The 19,433-nt window shown below is 49.2% G+C and carries 16 protein-coding genes and 1 riboswitch; of the genes, 13 read left to right on the forward strand and 3 right to left on the reverse strand.

Annotated elements, in window-relative coordinates:
* Nucleotides 1–166: 166 nt before the first annotated feature.
* Nucleotides 167–3,901 carry a methionine synthase gene (gene metH / locus HGO26_RS00725; RefSeq protein WP_168822665.1) on the reverse strand — a complete coding sequence of 1,245 codons (3,735 nt, stop codon included), beginning with the start codon at nucleotides 3,899–3,901 and terminating at the stop codon, nucleotides 167–169.
* A gap of 269 nt (nucleotides 3,902–4,170) precedes the next feature.
* Here metH and HGO26_RS00730 point away from each other — a divergent pair, with 269 nt between their 5' ends.
* The 10 genes from HGO26_RS00730 (at nucleotide 4,171) to HGO26_RS00775 (ending at nucleotide 14,745) form a co-directional block, all read left to right on the forward strand.
* Entirely contained in the window at nucleotides 4,171–4,896 is a 726-nt protein-coding gene (locus HGO26_RS00730) for a histidine phosphatase family protein (RefSeq protein WP_168822668.1), read from the forward strand.
* Between the two features lie 221 nt (nucleotides 4,897–5,117).
* A riboswitch (cobalamin riboswitch) is annotated at nucleotides 5,118–5,317 on the forward strand.
* A 99-nt stretch (nucleotides 5,318–5,416) separates the two neighbouring features.
* The gene (locus HGO26_RS00735) at nucleotides 5,417–6,298 is read left to right on the forward strand and encodes an ATP-binding cassette domain-containing protein (RefSeq protein WP_168822669.1); all 882 of its coding nucleotides are present in this window, start codon (nucleotides 5,417–5,419) and stop codon (nucleotides 6,296–6,298) included.
* The gene (locus HGO26_RS00740; RefSeq protein WP_105251612.1) at nucleotides 6,295–7,425 is read left to right on the forward strand and encodes a FecCD family ABC transporter permease; all 1,131 of its coding nucleotides are present in this window, start codon (nucleotides 6,295–6,297) and stop codon (nucleotides 7,423–7,425) included. The genes HGO26_RS00735 and HGO26_RS00740 overlap by 4 nt, the downstream gene beginning before the upstream one ends.
* A 189-nt stretch (nucleotides 7,426–7,614) precedes the next feature.
* Nucleotides 7,615–8,697 (forward strand): nicotinate-nucleotide--dimethylbenzimidazole phosphoribosyltransferase, encoded by a 1,083-nt coding sequence (gene cobT, locus HGO26_RS00745; protein WP_168822671.1) that lies wholly within the window; start codon nucleotides 7,615–7,617, stop codon nucleotides 8,695–8,697.
* Nucleotides 8,698–8,802: 105 nt separating this feature from the next.
* Nucleotides 8,803–9,591: an adenosylcobinamide-GDP ribazoletransferase gene (locus HGO26_RS00750; RefSeq protein WP_028759425.1), complete on the forward strand. Its 789-nt coding sequence runs from the start codon at nucleotides 8,803–8,805 to the stop codon at nucleotides 9,589–9,591.
* Nucleotides 9,588–10,214, forward strand: a complete 627-nt coding sequence (gene cobU, locus HGO26_RS00755; protein WP_168822674.1) for a bifunctional adenosylcobinamide kinase/adenosylcobinamide-phosphate guanylyltransferase — start codon at nucleotides 9,588–9,590, stop codon at nucleotides 10,212–10,214. The genes HGO26_RS00750 and cobU overlap by 4 nt, the downstream gene beginning before the upstream one ends.
* Before the next feature lie 104 nt (nucleotides 10,215–10,318).
* Nucleotides 10,319–11,953 carry a cobyric acid synthase gene (locus HGO26_RS00760; RefSeq protein ID WP_168822676.1) on the forward strand — a complete coding sequence of 545 codons (1,635 nt, stop codon included), beginning with the start codon at nucleotides 10,319–10,321 and terminating at the stop codon, nucleotides 11,951–11,953.
* Nucleotides 11,954–11,997: 44 nt separating this feature from the next.
* Entirely contained in the window at nucleotides 11,998–12,621 is a 624-nt protein-coding gene (gene cobO / locus HGO26_RS00765; protein WP_113941149.1) for a cob(I)yrinic acid a,c-diamide adenosyltransferase, read from the forward strand.
* Between the two features lie 185 nt (nucleotides 12,622–12,806).
* The gene (locus HGO26_RS00770) at nucleotides 12,807–13,841 is read left to right on the forward strand and encodes a DUF2235 domain-containing protein (protein ID WP_168822678.1); all 1,035 of its coding nucleotides are present in this window, start codon (nucleotides 12,807–12,809) and stop codon (nucleotides 13,839–13,841) included.
* A 76-nt stretch (nucleotides 13,842–13,917) separates the two neighbouring features.
* A complete protein-coding gene (locus HGO26_RS00775) occupies nucleotides 13,918–14,745 on the forward strand; it encodes a cobalamin-binding protein (protein WP_113941151.1) in 828 nt (275 codons plus the stop codon).
* A 62-nt stretch (nucleotides 14,746–14,807) separates the two neighbouring features.
* On the opposite strand, the gene HGO26_RS00780 is transcribed toward HGO26_RS00775, so the two are convergent.
* Entirely contained in the window at nucleotides 14,808–16,199 is a 1,392-nt protein-coding gene (locus tag HGO26_RS00780; protein ID WP_168822680.1) for an NAD-dependent succinate-semialdehyde dehydrogenase, read from the reverse strand.
* 224 nt (nucleotides 16,200–16,423) lie between these two features.
* Complete coding sequence (locus tag HGO26_RS00785; protein ID WP_168822682.1) at nucleotides 16,424–17,542, reverse strand: glycerol dehydrogenase; 1,119 nt, start codon at nucleotides 17,540–17,542, stop codon at nucleotides 16,424–16,426.
* A gap of 471 nt (nucleotides 17,543–18,013) precedes the next feature.
* On the opposite strand from HGO26_RS00785, the gene HGO26_RS00790 reads away from it, so the two are divergent.
* The 3 genes from HGO26_RS00790 to HGO26_RS00800 all read left to right on the forward strand — a co-directional run bounded on the left by HGO26_RS00790 (nucleotide 18,014) and on the right by HGO26_RS00800 (nucleotide 19,430).
* On the forward strand, nucleotides 18,014–18,529 hold the full coding sequence (locus HGO26_RS00790) for a P-loop nucleotide/nucleoside kinase family protein (RefSeq protein ID WP_105251620.1): 516 nt from the start codon (nucleotides 18,014–18,016) through the stop codon (nucleotides 18,527–18,529).
* 29 nt (nucleotides 18,530–18,558) lie between these two features.
* Nucleotides 18,559–18,954 (forward strand): GNAT family N-acetyltransferase, encoded by a 396-nt coding sequence (locus HGO26_RS00795; RefSeq protein WP_168822685.1) that lies wholly within the window; start codon nucleotides 18,559–18,561, stop codon nucleotides 18,952–18,954.
* Nucleotides 18,955–19,046: 92 nt separating this feature from the next.
* Nucleotides 19,047–19,430 carry an MAPEG family protein gene (locus HGO26_RS00800; protein WP_113941155.1) on the forward strand — a complete coding sequence of 128 codons (384 nt, stop codon included), beginning with the start codon at nucleotides 19,047–19,049 and terminating at the stop codon, nucleotides 19,428–19,430.
* Nucleotides 19,431–19,433 lie beyond the last annotated feature (3 nt).

A 19,433-nucleotide genomic window follows, 5' to 3' on the forward strand; every position in this document is an offset into this window, starting at 1 on the left:
CAGGTAACTAATGCATGTAACTTCGCTAGGGGCGGCAAGGGGAGATGCAAGAGGGGGATTGCTGTTGATCCCCTTCTTGCCCTGGTGTGGAATGGAATTCCACGACCTTTTCGGTCGCAAGACCGATCTTAGATCTCAAACCGCGTTAGCGTAATCTAAACCCCGATTACTCGGGATCATAATCTAACACTGGCGCCAGCCACTTCTCCGTTTCGGCAATGCTCATTCCTTTGCGCTTCGCGTAATCTTCCACTTGATCACGGCCGATATTACTCACGCCAAAGTAGCGGGATTTCGGGTGAGCGAAATACCAGCCCGATACTGCCGCTGTGGGGAACATGGCGTAGCTTTCGGTGATGTTCAAGTCGATGGTTTCATCGGGCTTGAGCAAGTCCCATAGCAAGCCTTTTTCTGTGTGGTCAGGGCAAGCTGGGTAACCCGGTGCGGGGCGTATGCCTTTGTATTTCTCGCGGATTAAGGCTTCGTTACTTAACTGCTCGTCGGCCGCATAACCCCAAAACTCTTTACGTACCCGTTCGTGCATCCGCTCGGCAAAGGCTTCGGCTAAACGGTCGGCTAAGCATTTGAGCATGATGGCGTTGTAGTCGTCGTGGTTGGCTTCAAAACGTGCCACATGTTCGTCTATGCCATGGCCAGTGGTCACCGCAAAGCCGCCCATGTAATCGGCGACGCCTGAGTCTTTTGGCGCAACAAAGTCGGATAGGCAGAAGTTGTCGTTGCCGACACGCTCAAGCTGCATCCGCAGGTGATGTGTGGTCATTTCAACTGTGGTACGCGACTCATCGGTATAGAGTTCAATGTCGTCGTAATTGACGGTATTGGCTGGGAATAAGCCGATAACCGCTTTCGCCGTGAGCCACTTTTCTTCGATGATTTGCTTGAGCATGGCCTGACCATCGGCGAACAGCTTTTGCGCCTCGACGCCGACGACTTTATCGGTGAGGATTTCAGGGTAATGGCCGTGCAGTTCCCACGAGCGGAAAAACGGTGTCCAGTCGATACGCTCGACTAAGTCTTCTAACGGATAATTATCAAATACTTGGCGACCGAGCACATTTGGCGTGAACGGGGTGTAGTTGGCCCAATCGTGTTGGCAGCGGTTTTCACGGGCGGCTTCGAGTGACACTATTTCTTTGCGTTTAGCTTGGGATAGGCGCTTAGTGCGCATGTCGTCGTATTCAGCATAGGTTTCGTCTATGGTCGCTTGGCGTGTCTCGTTGTTGATGAGCTTACTCACCATAGGTACAGCGCGGGACGCATCGGCGATATAAATGGCGCCATGGGGATAATGGGGCGCAATCTTCACCGCTGTGTGGATTTTTGAGCAAGTGGCGCCGCCGATAATCGCCGGAATGGTTAAGCCTTCGCGGTGGAAGGTTTTCACGTTATGCACCATCTCGTCCAGACTCGGCGTGATGAGGCCCGACATGCCGATGATATCGATATTGTGTTCTTTCACGGCGTCGAGAATTCGCTCCACCGACACCATCACACCTAAATCGAATACCTCAAAACCGTTACAGGCGAGCACCACGCCGACGATATTCTTGCCGATATCGTGCACGTCGCCTTTTACCGTCACCATCAAAATCTTGCCGTTAGATTGGCCTTCGACCTTTTCTAGCTCGATATAAGGGTTTAAGTAAGCCACGGCTTTTTTCATTACCCGCGCCGATTTCACCACCTGCGGCAGGAACATCTTGCCCGAGCCGAATAAGTCACCGACTACGTTCATGCCGTCCATCAAGGCGCCTTCAATCACATCCAGTGGACGTTTCGCTTCTTGGCGAGCGGCTTCGGTATCTTCATCGATAAATTCGGTAATGCCTTTGACGAGCGCATGGGATAAGCGTTGACTCACTGGCCAGCTGCGCCATTCTAAATCTTCTTTCTTACCGACCTGTGCGCTATCACCGCGGAATTTCTCTGCAATTTCAAGTAACTGCTCGGTATTGCTTGAGCCTTCAACTGGGCAGGGCAAGTTAAGCACCACGTTTTCGACCCGCACTTTAAGTTCAGGGTCGATATCGTCGTAAATGGCTAATTGGCCCGCGTTGACAATGCCCATGTCCATGCCGACTTTGATGGCGTGGTACAGGAATACCGCGTGAATCGCCTCGCGCACTGGGTTGTTACCGCGGAAAGAGAACGACACGTTCGACACGCCGCCCGAAATCATTGCGTGGGGTAGGGTGGCTTTAATCGCTTTAATGGCATCAATAAAATCGACGGCATAGTTGTCGTGTTCATCGATACCCGTGGCGATGGCGAAAATGTTCGGGTCGAAGATGATGTCTTCGGGCGGAAAGCCAACTTTGTCGACCAGCACCCGATAGGCGCGGGTACAGATTTCGATTTTACGCGCCTTAGTATCGGCCTGACCTTGTTCGTCGAATGCCATGATAATGGCCGCCGCGCCGTAGCGTTTCACTAAGGTGGCTTGCTCGATAAACTTGGCTTCGCCTTCTTTAAGGGAAATCGAGTTAACTATGCCCTTGCCTTGAATACATTTGAGGCCAGCTTCGATCACTTCCCATTTAGAGGAGTCGATCATAATAGGTACGCGGCTGATGTCGGGCTCAGAGGCAATCAAGTTTAAAAACTTGTGCATGATCTCGGCGCCATCGAGCATGCCTTCGTCCATGTTGATGTCGATGATCTGTGCGCCGCTTTCGACCTGCTCGCGGGCGACATCGAGCGCCTGCTCAAACTTGCCTTCTTTGATCAGCTTTAAAAACTTAGCCGAGCCTGTGACGTTGGTGCGCTCACCCACGTTAACGAACAGGGATTGGGCATCGATAGTCAGTGGTTCCAAACCGGCTAAGCGGCAAGCTACCGGAATGTCTGGCAAAATACGTGGATCGTGACGGCTCACTGCTTCGCGGATCACACGGATATGTTCAGGCGTACTACCACAGCAACCACCGATAATATTGAGCATGCCTTCGCGCGCCCAATCTTCGATCACATTCGCCATGTCTTCTGGGGTTTCATCGTAACCGCCAAACTCGTTCGGCAGGCCTGCATTCGGATGCGCCGACACATAACACTCACTGATGCGGGATAATTCTTCCACATAGGGGCGCAATTCTTTTGGCCCAAGTGCACAGTTAAGACCGATAGATAAGGGCTTGATATGGCGAAGGGAATTGTAAAAGGCTTCGGTTGTTTGGCCAGTCAGTGTGCGGCCAGAGGCATCGGTAATGGTGCCCGAAATCATGATAGGCAGTCTGTCTTTAGAATGCTGACCGAATAAGTCATCAAATACCGATTCAATCGCAAACAGCGCGGCTTTGGCGTTTAAGGTATCGAATATGGTCTCGACCATAATGATATCCGCGCCGCCTTCAATCAGCGCCTTAGTGGATTCTTTGTAAGCAGTCACTAACTCATCGAAGCTGACGTTGCGATAGCCTGGGTCGTTCACATCAGGGCTAATCGAACACGTACGGTTAGTGGGGCCTAACACACCGGCGACGTAGCGTGGAATGCCTGTGGCAGCAAAGGCTTCATCACAGGCTTCACGGGCGAGGCGAGCGCCGACTAAGTTAATTTCGGCGGACAGCGACTGCATGTCGTAATCGGCCATGGCGATGGTGGTGGCGTTAAAAGTATTGGTTTCAATGATGTCTGCACCGGCATTTAAGTAGTCGGTGTGAATTTGTTTGATGATGTGAGGCTGTGACAAGACCAAGAGGTCGTTGTTACCTTTGACATCCGTATGCCAATCTTTAAAGCGTTCGCCGCGATAGTCCTCTTCTTCCAGTTTGTAGCCTTGGATCATAGTGCCCATGGCACCGTCTAAGATCAGAATGCGCTCTGCAAGCTGTTTGCGAATGTCTGCTAATATTTGGCTGGCTTTGGTTGAGGGTATCGTCATAAATAATTACCTTAAATACAGCTAAGTTAAGTCCAAAAATCGGCCATTGTTATGCTAAGTGCATTTTATTGTCGTCAGCCGACATTTTTTGAATACTTGTTCTTAAAAATTTGTTTTGGACATTTAAACGTATAGACGTCCATAATACGCGACTTATGATTGTTAGGGCAAGATGAAAGTCAAAGGCATTAGGAGCGAGAATCGAGAATCAAGAATTTAGGCCCTTGGCTTGAGTTCCTAGCATCTAGTCCCTAACTAAAAAGGCATATATGAAACAAGTTCGGTTGTTATTGTTGCGCCACGGTGAGTGTGAAGGCGGCGCCATTTTGCGGGGTCGTGTGGATGTGCCTTTGAGTAAAAAGGGTTGGCAACAAATGTCGGCAGCAGTTGAGTCACAGGCCAGCGTGTGTAGTGCGATTTACAGCTCGACTTCACGCCGCTGCGCCGATTTTGCCCACGCTTTTGCCGCCGAGTTGCATTCGACGGCGGCACTGATATCTGAGTCAAGGCCATTGCAGGCGCAGTGTTTGTCGGGTTTACAGGAAATTGATTTTGGTGATTGGGATGGTTGTCGGCTCGATGAACTGTATCAACAAGAGGGCGAACGCTTAGCTGCGTATTGGCAAGACCCTTGGCAAACTCCGCCGCCTAATGGTGAAACTATGGCAAGTTTCGAGTCGAGGGTGAATGGGACGATTGACCAGATACTCGCCGCCGAGTTTGAACGATTGACCCTTGACTCACATAAAATGGGTAATGAAAACAGTGTTATTAATGAAACCACTGACAATATGCCAGCCACTCAAGTGTGGGTCGTGAGCCACGGCGGGGTGATCCGTCACTTAATGGCACGTGCCTTAGGGGTTGAACGGGCGGTGGGGTTTTATAGTCAACTCGATTTACCCGTGGCGGCCGTGGTGAGCATTAATGTGCTGCAAGATGAACAGGGTGCCTGCTATTGGCGTTTAGATTGGCCGAGTGGACGCAGGTGTTGAGGCCTTATTTCACGACCTAGGCGCTATGGTGTAGGCGTGATCGTTTGGCGAGAATAAGCTGACATGAAAATATTCTGATTTAAACAGCATTGCCTAATGGGATAGATGTAGGATAATGCTTTTCCCTGACGTTTGAACGAGATAGCGTATTACATGCGCAATGAGTGATAACGTCGCAGAAATAGGTGTTGGGAATAGACTCTCTTTGTTCGAATCGCTCCGTTGTTTTAATTAATAGTGGCGTTGTTAACAAAGAGCATATCAACCCAAACATAATAGGGAATCGGGGAGCTGCTCGTCAGTCAGCCCGAACTGTGCCCGCAACTGTGAGTAGTTTAAAGAAGCGCCTAGATTCTAGATTCTAGAGCCTAGCTCCTTCTTTTCTACGAGTCAGGAGACCTGCCTATTTCTGTTATCGCTGCGTGCAGCCTTAGTTCTCGAGCGGGTGACTCGAGGGAGCAGATGACAATATGCACAACCTTTTTTATACAGGTTTGGACTCGATAGGAGCGCCGCTTAGGTGAAACTTTCCGCAATCCAAACTAATAGCCCCGTGAATGACAGTGACACTAACCCATCATTGAGCCCGTCAGTCGCGCTCAATGTGAGTCATTTGAGCTGGTGTATCGATGGCAAAACTATTCTTTCCGATATTAACTTTACGCTGCCAACGGGGCAGATGCTGGGGCTGATTGGCCCTAACGGTGCGGGCAAGTCTAGCTTGCTGCGCTGTTTGTATCGGTTTGTTCGCCCAACTCAGGGCAACATTACCCTTTTTGATCAAGATATTGAGCGCTTGTCGCCCAAGGCGTTTGCCTGTCGCGTCGCCGTAGTACAGCAGGATACACCGCACTATTTTGACCTCACCACAGAGCAATTGGTCAGCATGGGCTTAACGCCCCACAAGGGCATGTTCGATACCAATTCGAGCTGTGATATTGAGCGTATTGCTAAGGCTTTAGAGAAAGTAGGCTTGAGCCATAAGATGCACCAACAATATGAGCACTTATCTGGCGGTGAAAAGCAACGCGCCTTGATTGCCCGCGCCATAGTGCAGCAGCCGCAACTTTTAATCCTCGATGAGCCAACGAATCACCTCGATGTGCGCTATCAAATTCAAATCCTCGAATTGGTGCGTAGTCTTGGCATTAGCGTGATTGCCTCTATTCATGATCTTAATTTAGCCAGTGCCCTGTGCGACAGTTTGTTGTTGATCCATAACGGGGAAGTCAGCGCTATGGGGACGCCAACCGAAGTATTAACCGAGGCGCGAATTGGCGATGTGTTTGGCGTGTGTGCTCAGGTATCGCCCCATCCACAACATAAAAAGCCCTTAATCAGCTATTTTTATGGTTACCACCATGTAGATCATGGCCTGAACGAGCGAGGCGAGGGTGGATGACTCAGGGGAGTAAACAATATTTCATCTCATATTTGGGGCGTATCGTGACACCGTTGACGAGACAACAACTGATGCTGCTCGTATTAGGTATCATCACTTTGATAACGCCTATTGCCGCGACGAGTTTTGGTGCGGCGAACATCAGTTTTACGGATGTTATTCAAGTATTTATCAATAAGGCGACGAACCTCACTCAAGCCAATGGCATGACTGAGCGCATTGTGATGGAGCTCAGGTTGCCGCGCATTTTACTGGCTTTTGTGGCGGGGGCGGGTTTGTCACTGGCGGGCAGTGTGTTGCAAACCGTGACTCGCAATCCGCTCGCCGATCCCTATTTGTTTGGCATTAGCTCTGGCGCGTCCTTTGGTGCTGTGGTGATGTTGACCTTATTCACTGGCTCTGGATTTTTTGATAATGCGGGCATGGCGGCACATTCTGGGCTTTTTAGCGGTTCGGGCGCCTTGTCGGGTTTGCTTTGGTTTAGCTTGCCCTTGGGCGCTTTTATTGGCGCCAGTTTGTCGGTGCTAATAGTGCTGGCTTTGTCTGGGCTTGGACTCAATAGCCAAGTGGAGCGCATGCTGCTCTCTGGTGTGGCGACCTCCTTTATGTTCGGCGCATTAACGAGTCTGTTGTTGTATTTCGCCAGTCCGCAGGCGACAGCCTCTGTGCTGTTTTGGAGTTTAGGCAGTTTCGCTAAGGCCAGTTGGTCCTTGTTAGTACTACCGACACTGGTGATTGGTGCGAGTTTATTCATTATTTTAGGCATGAAACGGCAGATCATGGCGTTGCAGGCGGGGGATGAAACGGCGCATACCTTAGGGGTGAATGTGCCTAAGCTGCGGCTCAATATGTTGCTGCTCTGCTCCTTGATTACCGCTATTTTGGTGGCTACCTGTGGCGGTATCGGTTTTGTCGGGTTAATGATCCCCCACACAGTACGCATGCTGTTTCCTGGTCGTCAGCCGATTTTATTAACGGCGCTGGTGGGCGGATTATTTATGGTGTGGATTGATGTATTAGCGCGCTGTTTATTGGGGAATCAAGAGTTGCCCGTGGGCATTATCACAGCCGCCATAGGTAGCATGTTCTTTTTGCTGATTTTGCGTAAGCGTAGAGTCATGCCGTAGGCACCTATTCAGGACGTAAACCCAGAGTTAAGTCGTCATCCTAGAGTCATGTCGTAAGTGCAGACTGACGGGATAATCAGTATTTCTGTTGATATCCCACCCGCGATTGGAAATGCACAATTGGACATGTTCGTCATAAACGCGGGATGCGTTGTGGTTATTTAATGTAGATTACAAAGTGGAGTGTGGATGTCTCAGTCAGCCGTGTCTTTTCAAATAAGCCCTGTGAGTAAAGCGCAGGATCTGGTGATTCTGCAGAAAATAGATCTTAAGACTAAGCCGCCCGGCGCCTTAGGTCAGCTCGAATCCTTAGCCTTGCAGATTGCCCGCGTGCAAACGACTGATTTGCAAAAAACGGAGCAGCCACAAACGGATGTGCTCAAAATAGTCCATCCAACCATGTTAGTGTTTGCGGGGGATCATGGCATTGCCGCAGAAGGCGTGTCGATTGCCCCTAGCGAAGTGACTCACCAAATGGTGCAAAACTTTGCCCATGGCGGCGCGGCGATTAACGTTTTTTGTCGGCAGGTGGGCTTTAAGCTCGAAGTGATCGATTGCGGTATTTTAACGCCAGTTGAAGGGGTTGAAGGCATTATTGATCAACGTCTTGGTGCTGGAACGGGTGCAATCCATTTAGAGCCCGCGATGACGTTGGAAACCGTCGATAAAGGCTTTGCTATGGCGCGCGATTTGATTGAACGTCACCATCAAGCGGGTTGTAACTTAGTCGCCTTTGGCGAAATGGGCATAGGCAATACCTCCTCTGCTGCGGCCATTATGGCGGCGATCATGCAGCTGGATGTGATTGATTGTGTCGGTCGTGGTACGGGCATTAATAGCGAAACCTTAGAACGTAAATTGATGCTGATTGAGCTCGCGTTATTGCTGCATCAAAGCGCCTTAACTGGGCCTAAGTCAGTGTTAGCTTGCCTAGGAGGCTTTGAAATTGTGCAGATGACGGGGGCTATGTTAGCTGCCGCTGAACGTAAAATGCTGGTGGTCGTGGACGGTTTTATCGCGACAGCGGCGGCATTAGTCGCGGTGCAAATCGCCCCCAATGTGCGTGATTATTTGATTTTTGCCCATCAATCCGATGAGCAAGGTCATCTGCGAATGTTAGAATTTTTGCAGGCTAAACCTTTATTATCCCTAGGGCTGAGATTAGGCGAAGGTACGGGGGCGGCCTTGGCATTGCCGCTTATTCAAGCCTCAGTAAATTTTTACAATCAAATGGCGAGTTTTAGTGATGCGGGGATTGAGGCTGTTGTATGATGTGCTCTGCTAAGTCGCTTATTTTACTTATTTAAAATAATAGCCTTTAGCCAACCGTTTTAATTTTAAACCTTGCAGCAAGTGTGAATTCACTAAGGATGCTTTATGTCAGAACGCGAAAGCTGGCACAAAGAGATAGATTTATTTTTAGTTGCCATGGGCTATTTTACCCGCATTCCTATGCCTAAGTGGGTCGAAGTCGATAGCGATAAGTTGAATAAGGCCAGCCGTTATTTCGGTCTCGTCGGTCTTCTGGTCGGCTTGTTAAGCGCCATAGTGTTTTGGCTGACGCAGAACTGGCTCCCCGCCGGCGTTTCTGTTCTTTTAGCTATGTTGGTTGGCGTCTTGCTCACGGGCGGATTCCATGAGGATGGCCTCGCCGATACCTTCGACGGTTTTGGCGGGGGTTGGACGGCTGAAGACAAGCTGCGGATCATGAAAGACTCGCGCCTTGGCAGTTATGGCGCACTGGCGCTGATGTTGGCCCTGCTGCTGAAATGGCAGTTGCTAGTCGAGTTGGCCCTGTACGATCCTGTCGTTGCGGGTTCAGCACTTATCGTCGCGCACACAGTGAGCCGTGTGGTATCAGCCAGTATCATTTTTAGCGAAAAGTATGTCCGCGATGACGAGACCAGTAAGTCTAAGCCGCTATCGCAACATCAAGGCATTAATGAGCTGCTTATCCTGATCGCCAGCGGCGTATTAGTGCTGTTATTCCTCAAGGGGTTAGCGGCATTGTCATTGCTATTGGTGATGATAGGACTGCGCCGTTTGATCATAGTGATCTTTAGACGCCAGATTGGCGGTTACACGGGTGATACCTTAGGCGCGGCGCAGCAAATATCTGAAATCGTGTGTTATTTTGTATTGCTTGTTGTGGGTAACATACTGTGATCCACCTCGTCCTAGGCGGCGCCCGTAGCGGTAAGAGTCGCTACGGCGAAGCCTTAGTGCGTCAGTACACTGCGCTTGGCTTCGATGCTTGCTATGTGGCGACGGCGCAGGCGCTAGATGATGAAATGGCGACACGTATCGCCAAGCATCAAGCGGGACGAGCGGACGATGGTATCGAATGGCAATTGTTTGAAGAGTCGCTCGCCCTCACTGCACTGCTAAAACGGTTAGCAAAACCTGGGCGAGTGATTTTAGTAGACTGTTTAACCCTTTGGCTAACGAATCAATTACTTGCATCGAACCTTAACATCGATGATGAACCCGCGCCGACTGAGTGGAATGCGACTGACTTTGCCACTTCCACCTTTGCCGTTTCAACCTCTGACGATAAAGCTCATGCGAGTTGGCAGGCCGAGAAAACCGCTTTTGTGGATTCCCTCGTCGAGCTTGAGGGAGTGGTGATTTTGATCAGTAACGAAGTCGGTTCTGGCATAGTGCCCTTAGGTGAGTTGAGCCGACAATTTGTCGATGAAGCGGGCTGGTTAAATCAAGCCGTGGCGACCTTAGCGGACAATGTCACCTTAGTGGTCGCTGGTTTACCCTTAGCATTGAAACCACTTTAGACTTTGGGCTCAGTCCACGTTTTAAGCTTAAGTTGCATACTTAAGTGATTTTTGACTGAGCTGTTATGTTAATGACTGCAAACTAGAATAAGCCTTTTAAACCTATGTCCTCTCCAAACACAGACAACACAGCCTGTGCTAATGCACTCGATACCGCTGACACTCTTGCAGTTAATACGCCAGCAATTAATACGCTTGCGGTTAATTCACCTCGGCGCGCGGCAGTCTTGATGGTGCAGGGCACAACATCGGATGCGGGCAAGAGCACCTTAGTCGCAGGCATTTGTCGTTTGCTCGCTCGTCAGGGGATTAAGGTTGCGCCCTTTAAGCCGCAAAATATGGCGCTCAATAGCGCTGTCACTATTGATGGCGGCGAGATTGGCCGCGCACAGGCCTTACAAGCCGTGGCCTGTTATCTTGAGCCCCATACCGATTTTAATCCCATACTGCTTAAACCAAGCTCGGACACGGGCGCGCAAATTATCGTTCATGGCAAAGCCCTGACAACACTCGAAGCCTCGGCCTTTTTTGGACCTAAATCTAAGGATTACAAGGCAATGGCGCTTGGCGCTGTGCTGGAATCCTTCGAGCGATTAAGCGGTCAGTATCAAACCATAGTGGTTGAAGGCGCGGGTAGTCCGGCGGAGATCAATCTGCGTGAAGGTGATATTGCCAACATGGGATTTGCCGAAGCTGTGGATTGCCCTGTGATCATCATTGCCGATATCGACAAGGGCGGCGTATTTGCCCATTTGGTCGGGACCTTGGCCTTGTTATCAGAATCCGAACAGGCGCGGGTAAAGGGCTTTGTGATCAACCGTTTCCGTGGTGATATTAGCCTGTTGCAATCAGGGCTCGATTGGCTTGAAGCTTATACTCAAAAGCCTGTTTTAGGCGTGTTGCCTTATCTGCATGATTTGCATCTCGATGCCGAAGATGCGCTGATAAGTTCGCCGACCAAAGGCGCTAACAGCCGCTTAAAAGTGCGGGTATTAGTGTACCCAAGGATCAGTAATCACACGGATTTTGATCCGCTGCGGTTGCATCCCGATATCGATTTTGACTATGTGTCATTGCAAACTCAAGCCGCGAGTCACACCACTCATTTGCCCGCCGCCGATGTATTGATCTTGCCCGGCAGTAAGAATGTGCGCGCCGATTTGGCCTTTTTACGCCAGCAAGGTTGGGATAAAGATATTGCCACACACCTGCGTTACGGCGGCAAAGTGCTTGGTATTTGCGGCGGTTACCAAATGCTAGGCCAAAGCATTGCCGATCCCTTAGGTATTGAAGACAGTGCGGGTGATACCGCTGGACTTGGCTACCTGCCGCTGAGCACAGAACTCAAAGCCGAAAAACAGTTACGGCGAGTGAGAGGTGAGCTAACGTTACTTGGGGAAAAGGTTGCTGTGAAGGGCTATGAAATCCACTGCGGTGAATCAAGCTATCTTATCCCTAGGCTTGAACAAACGAATGCGCCCTTGCAGTTAATCCCTGAATCCACCTCTGTGAGCTTTGCTGATGGCCTGCAAAGCGATGACGGGCAAATCCTTGGCACTTATTTACATGGGCTGTTTGATAGCCCTGATGCGTGTCAGTTGATTTTGCGCTGGGCGGGATTAAACGATGCTAAGGCGATAGATATCAATCAAATACGTGAGCAGCAACTCGATCGTTTAGCCGATGTGTTAGCCGAGCATTTAGACATGCAAAAATTACAGCCAATTTTAGAAGCATAAGTTTTAGAAGCAGACATTTTTAGCAGCAGAGTGAAGAGAAGACCATGACAGCACAGAACGACAACGAACAAGCGCAAATCAAGGCCGAACGCCACAAGGCTCGCCAACAGAAAGTGAAAGCCGGTGTGGATGCTAAAATTGCCGCTGCCCAAGAGGAGAAGGGGATTCTGCTAGTGTTAACCGGTAACGGTAAAGGCAAATCGACCTCAGGTTTTGGCACAGTGGCCCGCGCCGTCGGTCACGGTAAAAAAGCCGCGGTAGTGCAATTTATCAAAGGCACTTGGGAGTGCGGTGAGCGCAATTTACTCGAAGGTGCAGGGGTTGAGTTTCATGTAATGGGCACAGGTTTTACATGGGAAACCCAAGATAAAGAAAAGGATACCGCCGCAGCAGTACTCGCTTGGGAAGCCGCCGAAAAGCTGCTGCAAGATGAGAGCATAGATTGCGTGATGCTCGATGAACTCACCTATATGGTGAGCTATCACTATTTAGATGTAGAACGTGTGCTTAGCGCACTTAAAAATCGTCCACCCATGCAGCATGTGATTATCACTGGCCGTGCTTGCCACCGTGCCATCATCGAGCTTGCAGATACGGTCAGCGAAGTGCAGCCGATTAAACACGCCTTCGAAGCGGGTATCAAGGCACAGCAAGGTTTTGACTACTAATCGAACCTTGTAAAAGTCGGCGCATAAGTGACGCAGCATTGTTGGTTGCAATGTTAAGTAAGACGCGCGAATGGCTTTAGCACAGGCATAAAATGCGCTAAGTTTGAGGACTAGTAACTGCCTATTAGTGACTATGGGTTAGCTTCTAGCCGTTCAGTGTTCAAAGCGTTCTCAAGGATGATCCTATGAATAAGCGTATCGTGATTTGTGCCGATGGGACTTGGAATCGGCCCGAGAAAGATCTTAAGGTCGATTTCCCCACCAATGTGCTGCGCCTCGCGCGTGCTATCAGCCCGATAGCGGCTGATGGCAAACCCCAGCAGGTATTTTATGATTGGGGCGTGGGTTCCTATTACGATCAAGCCATTGGCGGTGCGACAGGGCGCGGTTTACATAAAAACATCATGGATGGGTATCGCTATATAGTGCAAAACTATTCCCCTGGCGATGAGATTTATCTCTTTGGCTTTAGCCGCGGTGCTTACACTGTGCGTTGCTTGTGTGGCTTGATTAATAACTGCGGCATACTTAAACGTCCCGATGCGGCGTTGATTCAACAAGCTTTCGACCACTATAAAAAAAGCAGTGCACCCTTTGCGCCTGATGGTGAAAAATCCCTCGAATTTAGAGCGAGATACAGTCATGAATCTCGGGAAATCAAGTTTGTTGGCGTGTGGGATACCGTGGGTGCTATGGGGATCCCTATCTCGTTTTTAGGCTTGTTCGAAGATAAAGACGAGTTTTACGACACTAAAATTGGCCGCAATGTGCGCGTTGCTCGTCATGCCTTAGCCATAGATGAACACCGTAGTGATTTTGAGCCGACCATTTGGCAACTACGCGACAATATGGACATGCAGCAAGTGTGGTTTGCGGGTGCCCATAGCAATATTGGCGGCAGTTATAAACCCGATAAAGACGGTTCATTGTTGTCGGATATTGCACTGTTGTGGATGATATCCGAGGCGCAGAAATTTAATTTAAGTCTAGAGCCACACTTAGCCGCGAGTGTGCATCCAAATCCGCTCGCGACCTTACATGACTCGAGACGCAGTTTTTATCGGATAAAACAGGAATATTTGCGACCACTCGACCCTGAGCAAGTCCCAGTACTTTTGCATCATTCGGTGAAGACCCGCTGGGATCAAGATCCTCAGTATCGCCCGAAGAATCTACAAACTTATATCGAACACTATGGCTGGCCAGAGCAGCTAGTTTAACTCTATAACCCCAAGTGACCTGAAGCTACTACGCCTGCATCTTCAGGCGGTTTGGGGATAAATACTAAGGCATATCATGATTAAGCGACACTTAGCTGGACTCGTTTTTGGGCTCAGTCTGTTTCTCCCTCATAGCGTATTGGCCGAGCCCGCTAAACGCATTATTGCGCTCTCGCCCCATGCGGTGGAAATGCTTTACGCCATAGGTGCGGGCGATACGATTGTGGCCGCAACCGATTATGCGGATTATCCCGAGGCGGCAAAAAATATCCCGCGTATTGGGGGTTACTACGGCATTCAAATGGAGCGGGTGATGGAGCTTAATCCCGATCTGATTGTGGTGTGGGATTCGGGTAATAAAGCCGAAGATATCAACCAGCTTAGGACGTTAGGATTTAACCTTTATGGTAGCGATCCTAAAACCTTAGAAGGCGTCGCCAAGGAGCTTGAAGAGTTAGGCCAACTTACGGGGCATGTTGAAGAAGCAAGCAAGGCTGCGGCCGCTTATCGCGCTGAGCTTATCCGATTGCGGGTTGAAAATGCTAAAAAATCAGAGCCTAAAGTGTTTTATCAACTCTGGTCGACACCTTTGATGACAGTCTCTAAAAACAGTTGGATCCAACAGATCATCAGTGTGTGCCATGGCCAAAATGTGTTTTACGATGCCGCCAGTGATTATCCGCAAGTCAGTTTAGAAAACGTCTTGCTGACCTTGCCCGAGGTGATTTTACAGAGTGAAGAAGAAGGTAATGTGAAAGGGGTTGATTGGCGCCAATGGCCAGAAATTCCTGCTGTGAAGAAACAGCATATTTATCAACTCAATGCCGATTTATTACATCGCGCGACGCCCAGAGCTTTACTTGGCGTTCAAGCCTTATGTGATGCCTTGGATAAAGCACGTTAAATAAAACGCCTGACAGATTATTCCGTCAGGCGTTTAGTCAGATGTTGCTATTTTCTAAGCGTTTAGAAAGGCGCGTTGATGTCGACCACATTAATCAGTTTGTGGTTTACAAACTCTTTCAATCCTAAATCAATCAACTCGCGGCCATAACCTGAGCGGCGCACGCCACCAAAGGGTAAGTCGGCCTTGACCATAGTTGGATGATTGACAAACATCATGCCTGTGGAAACCTGCTTAGCGACCGCCAGCCCGCGTTGGGTGTCGGCGGTAAACACTGAGCCACCCAATCCAAAGGGCGAGTCATTGGCGATGGCAATCGCTGCTTGCTCATCCTTCACTCTGTGGATGCTGGACACTGGGCCAAAGAATTCCCAATAGTAGGCTGGGTTATCTGGCGTCAGGTTTGTCAGTATTGTTGGCTGCACAAAGGCGCCTTGCTGCGGCACTTTAGGACCCACTTCGGTCGCGGTTGCGCCGTGTTTTACGGCATCACGGATCTTCTGCTTCAACTCATCGGCTGCGCCTTGGGAAGACAGTGGCGCCAGCGTAGTGGCCGAGTCCATAGGATCGCCCGCTTTTAACGCTTCAATCCCCTTGATATAGCCCTTCATAAATTCATCGTAAATGGCTTCAACTAAGATCATCCGCTTAGATGATGTACAGACCTGTCCCGCGTTCCAGTGACGGCCAAACACAGCCCAGTCGATGGTTTTAGGCAGATCGGCATCTTCAAGTACGATAAAGGCATCTGCGCCACCCAGTTCTAGGGTGGACTTTTTCAGTGCCTTACCCGCCAGAGCGGCAATGATCGATCCCGCATCTTCTGATCCCGTGAGCGCAACACCATGCACTTTGGGCGAATTGATGATCTGTTCTATCTGCTCTCGGGTGGCATACAGATTTTGGAATGCACCAGAGGGCAGTCCGGCATCGCGCATTAAGCCTTCAAAGGCCGCAGCGCACTGGGGCACATTGGATGCATGTTTGAGTAGTAAGGTATTTCCGGCGGCAAGCTGCGGCGCTAAGATGCGCGCAATTTGGTAGTAGGGAAAGTTCCAAGGTTCGATAGCCAATAATACGCCCAGCGGTTCGTTAACCAGTATCGCTTCACCTTCGGCGGGATCGGCAACCGGCAGTTTTTGCGATGCCAGCAGTCGCTCGGCATGTTCGGCGTAGTATTCGAAAATTTGCGCCGACAGTTCGACTTCAGCTTCGGCTTCTGCTGTGACTTTGCCCATTTCTAAGGTCAGTAGATTGGCGTATTTGGACTTGTTGTCTCTGAGGATCTTCGCTGCCTTAGACAGTATTGCGGCCTTGTCGGCAAAGGGAGTGGTTCGCCAGTTTAAAAATGCCTGATGGGCGGATTCTATCGCCTGTGTGACTTCGGTATCTGTTGCATTTGGAAATTCTTTAATGAGCTTTCCCGTAAAGGGATTGGTTGTTGCATAAGCCATATGTGCCTCCAAGCGTTTAACAAATAGAGCGTAAATGCCAGCTTTGGCATCGAGGGTGGAAATGTCTTGTTTGTTGTGGGCTCCCTTACCATTGATATGTGGCAAGGAAGCCTAGGATGAACGGTCAACTTGCGTGGCAGTAGGAACTATCTCAACAGCATTAATCAATTAAATCAAATGTATAGTTGATTTCTACCTACGATGTACACGTCATATTGTTACGGTTAACAAGCTTCAGCTGTTTTATAGCGTTCAGCCATGGCATTGGCGGCTATCATGGCTTGATAGACATCATCTGCGGTTAATTTCATCGGCATATTGCCCATAGTATCGCCCTCAGCACAGGCTATCTCAGCCACTTTGCGCCATTCGGTCTCGATAAAGGTTTTCAGCCCTAAATCTGCGAGTGTGAGCGGCAGTCCCGCCGTTTTGATGATGCGGATAACGTTATCGATTTCGGCTTTTGGGGCATTTTCGAGCACGAGCTGAGTTAGCAGCCCAAAGACGACTTTCTCGCCGTGCTGAGCTTTATGTAAGTCCGCCACCGCTGACATACCATTGTTTACGGCATGGGCGGCGGCTAATCCGCCCGCTTCTGCACCAACACCACTGAGATAGATGGTGGCTTCAATGGTTTGCTCTAGCGCAGGTGTGACTATTTTGTTTTTAACGGCGTCCATAGCAGCTTCAACATTTTCAGTTAGTAACTGATAGCAAAGTTGGGCCAATCCCAGCCCTGTGCGGGAAGGCTTTTTCAGGACTAGGTTGACGCCATCAGATTGATAGCAGGCACGAGCTTCAAAATAGGTTGCCAGTGCATCGCCTATGCCTGCCGCAAAAAATCGGGCCGGAGCCGCGGCGATAATAGCAGTGTCGGCAACGACAGCATCTGGGTTCTGTGGCAGAAACAGATAGCGTTCAAACTCACCTGTTTCGGAGTAGATCACTGCAAGTGCAGTACAGGGCGCATCGGTTGAAGCAATTGTGGGGTACAAGATGACAGGCCGTTTTTGATAGAAAGCGACGGCTTTGGCGGCATCTAAGGTTTTTCCACCGCCAACTCCAACAATAACGTTGGTATGATGCTGTTCTGCCAGCGCGCCTAAGCGCTTTATCTCGGCTTCGCTGCACTCATAGTTGAATTTTTCGAGGTGGCTGCTGATCCCATTTTGATCTAGCCCTGCGACCGCTTCATTCTTCACGCGGCTGAGGATAAATTCATCGCAGATGATAAAAGCATTGTCACCAAAGTCCTTAACATAATCATGCATTTGAGCTAATAGGCCCTTGCCGATAATGAATTTTTTAGGGGAAGTGACGGTACGTGGAACGACAGTGCTCATAGAGCCTCCTTTGCACTTATGACGGTTATCCTTTCATTCTTACCCTAGCATACGCCTAAATTAATGTCATAGCATGAATGGTGGTAATGTTTTTATTGCTAAGCGTAAATTACTACTTTAGTGCTTAATTGTTAGATTAATAATGTGGTTTATTGTTTTATTCTTCGAGTTAAATGCTTTGGTTTCTCCCTGATTTAAGGCAAGGATAGGGCTGAGAGGGCGAGGTGATCTAAGCGGGCGAAGAGATGTAATATCTCAAAAAAAGCTAACGGTGGAATGCGTAAATAGCGGTAAACGTCTGCTGTCTAAACACAGGATAGTCATTAATGTAATGGGATTTTATTACCTTAAACTCGTCCCAAGTCTTGCTCGGTGTTCATGCTTTATGTGATGCTCTGTACAGTCGTTCATTGGTGTCATAGCGAGTGAAATCGTCGGCTGAGATAAAAGACCAGTAATCAAGGAGTGAAGATGACACAGCAGAATGCGTTAGGACAATTGGTCAGTAAAGGTACGTTAATATTCTTTTGTGGCAAAATGGGCTCAGGTAAATCAACCTTATCGCGACAACTTTCTGAGGCCGAAAACTGTATTTTAATCTCGGAAGACGCATGGCTGGCGGCGCTATACCCCGATGAAATTAAAGATTTTGATACTTACTTGAGCTATTCCGCTCGCCTTAAGCCTTTGCTTAAAAAGCATGTGCAGGAACTGCTCTGTTCGGGTGTTTCTGTGGTCATGGATTTTCCCGCGAATACTATCAATCAGCGCCTGTGGTTTCGAAGCATTTTTACTGATTGCGCCGCCCATAAACTTATTTATCTTAATCACAGCGATGCGCTTTGTTTGAGTCAACTCGATAAACGCAGACAAAGCCACCCTGAGCGCGCCATGTTCGATACTGAGGCGATGTTCTGGCATGTGAGTGGTTATTTTCAGCCGCCGACTCTGGATGAAGGCTTTGAGCTTGAGGTGATAGAAAGATAAGTTCGTGAATAAAAACAATAGGAAATATCATGTACCAAGTGCTTGAAGGCGTTGTTTCTGCCAATGATTTTGTTCGCCTACGACAGATTTCAGGCTTAAGCCCTAGACCATTGGAGGGTGCCATTAAGGCCTTGCCAAGGAGTTTATATGGCGTGCAAATAAAGCTCGCTGAGCAGACTGTGGGTATGGGGCGTGTGGTTGGTGACGGCGCGCTCAACTTCGAAATTGTCGATATTGCAGTGGATCCTGAGCATCAAGGTAAGGGATTAGGGCGGCTTATTATGCAGCACATCATGGCTTATTTAGATCGTGAGGCTTTTAAGGGCGCGTATATTACCCTGATGGCGGATGTGCCTGAACTCTATGAAAAGTTTGGCTTTAAATTTAGTCGTCCCGCAAGTGAAGGCATGTATATGGTGAAATAACGCCGCTAACCAATACACTTGTAACTTAGGCACTTATAGCTGTAGAACTCAAACAGTAGAACTTAAAACAACAATCAAAGGAAGATTACCCCATGAATACCTTACTTATTTGCTTATTTGTCGCCATGTTATTGCCATATCTTGCGAAAGGTCCAGTGGCTTGGGCGATGGCAAAGGCGGGTGGTTACGATAATAATCATCCCCGTGCTCAGCAAGCACAGCTAACCGGTTTTGGCGCTCGCGCTTTAGCGGGACATCAAAATGCCTTTGAATCATTGCTGGTGTTTGGCCTAGCCGTATTAGTGGTGATTGCTACCGGCAAAGTAAATCCCACCACTGAGTGGCTCGCAATCGTCCATGTCGGCGCCCGCTTTGTGTATCACATCCTCTATCTTGCCAACAAAGGCACCTTAAGATCCCTCACATGGTTTGTTGCTATCTTCAGTGCTTTCGGGATTTTCTTTCAGGCTTTTTAAGCT

Source organism: Shewanella oncorhynchi, from assembly GCF_012584455.1.
GTDB classification, from domain to species: Bacteria; Pseudomonadota; Gammaproteobacteria; order Enterobacterales; family Shewanellaceae; genus Shewanella; species Shewanella oncorhynchi.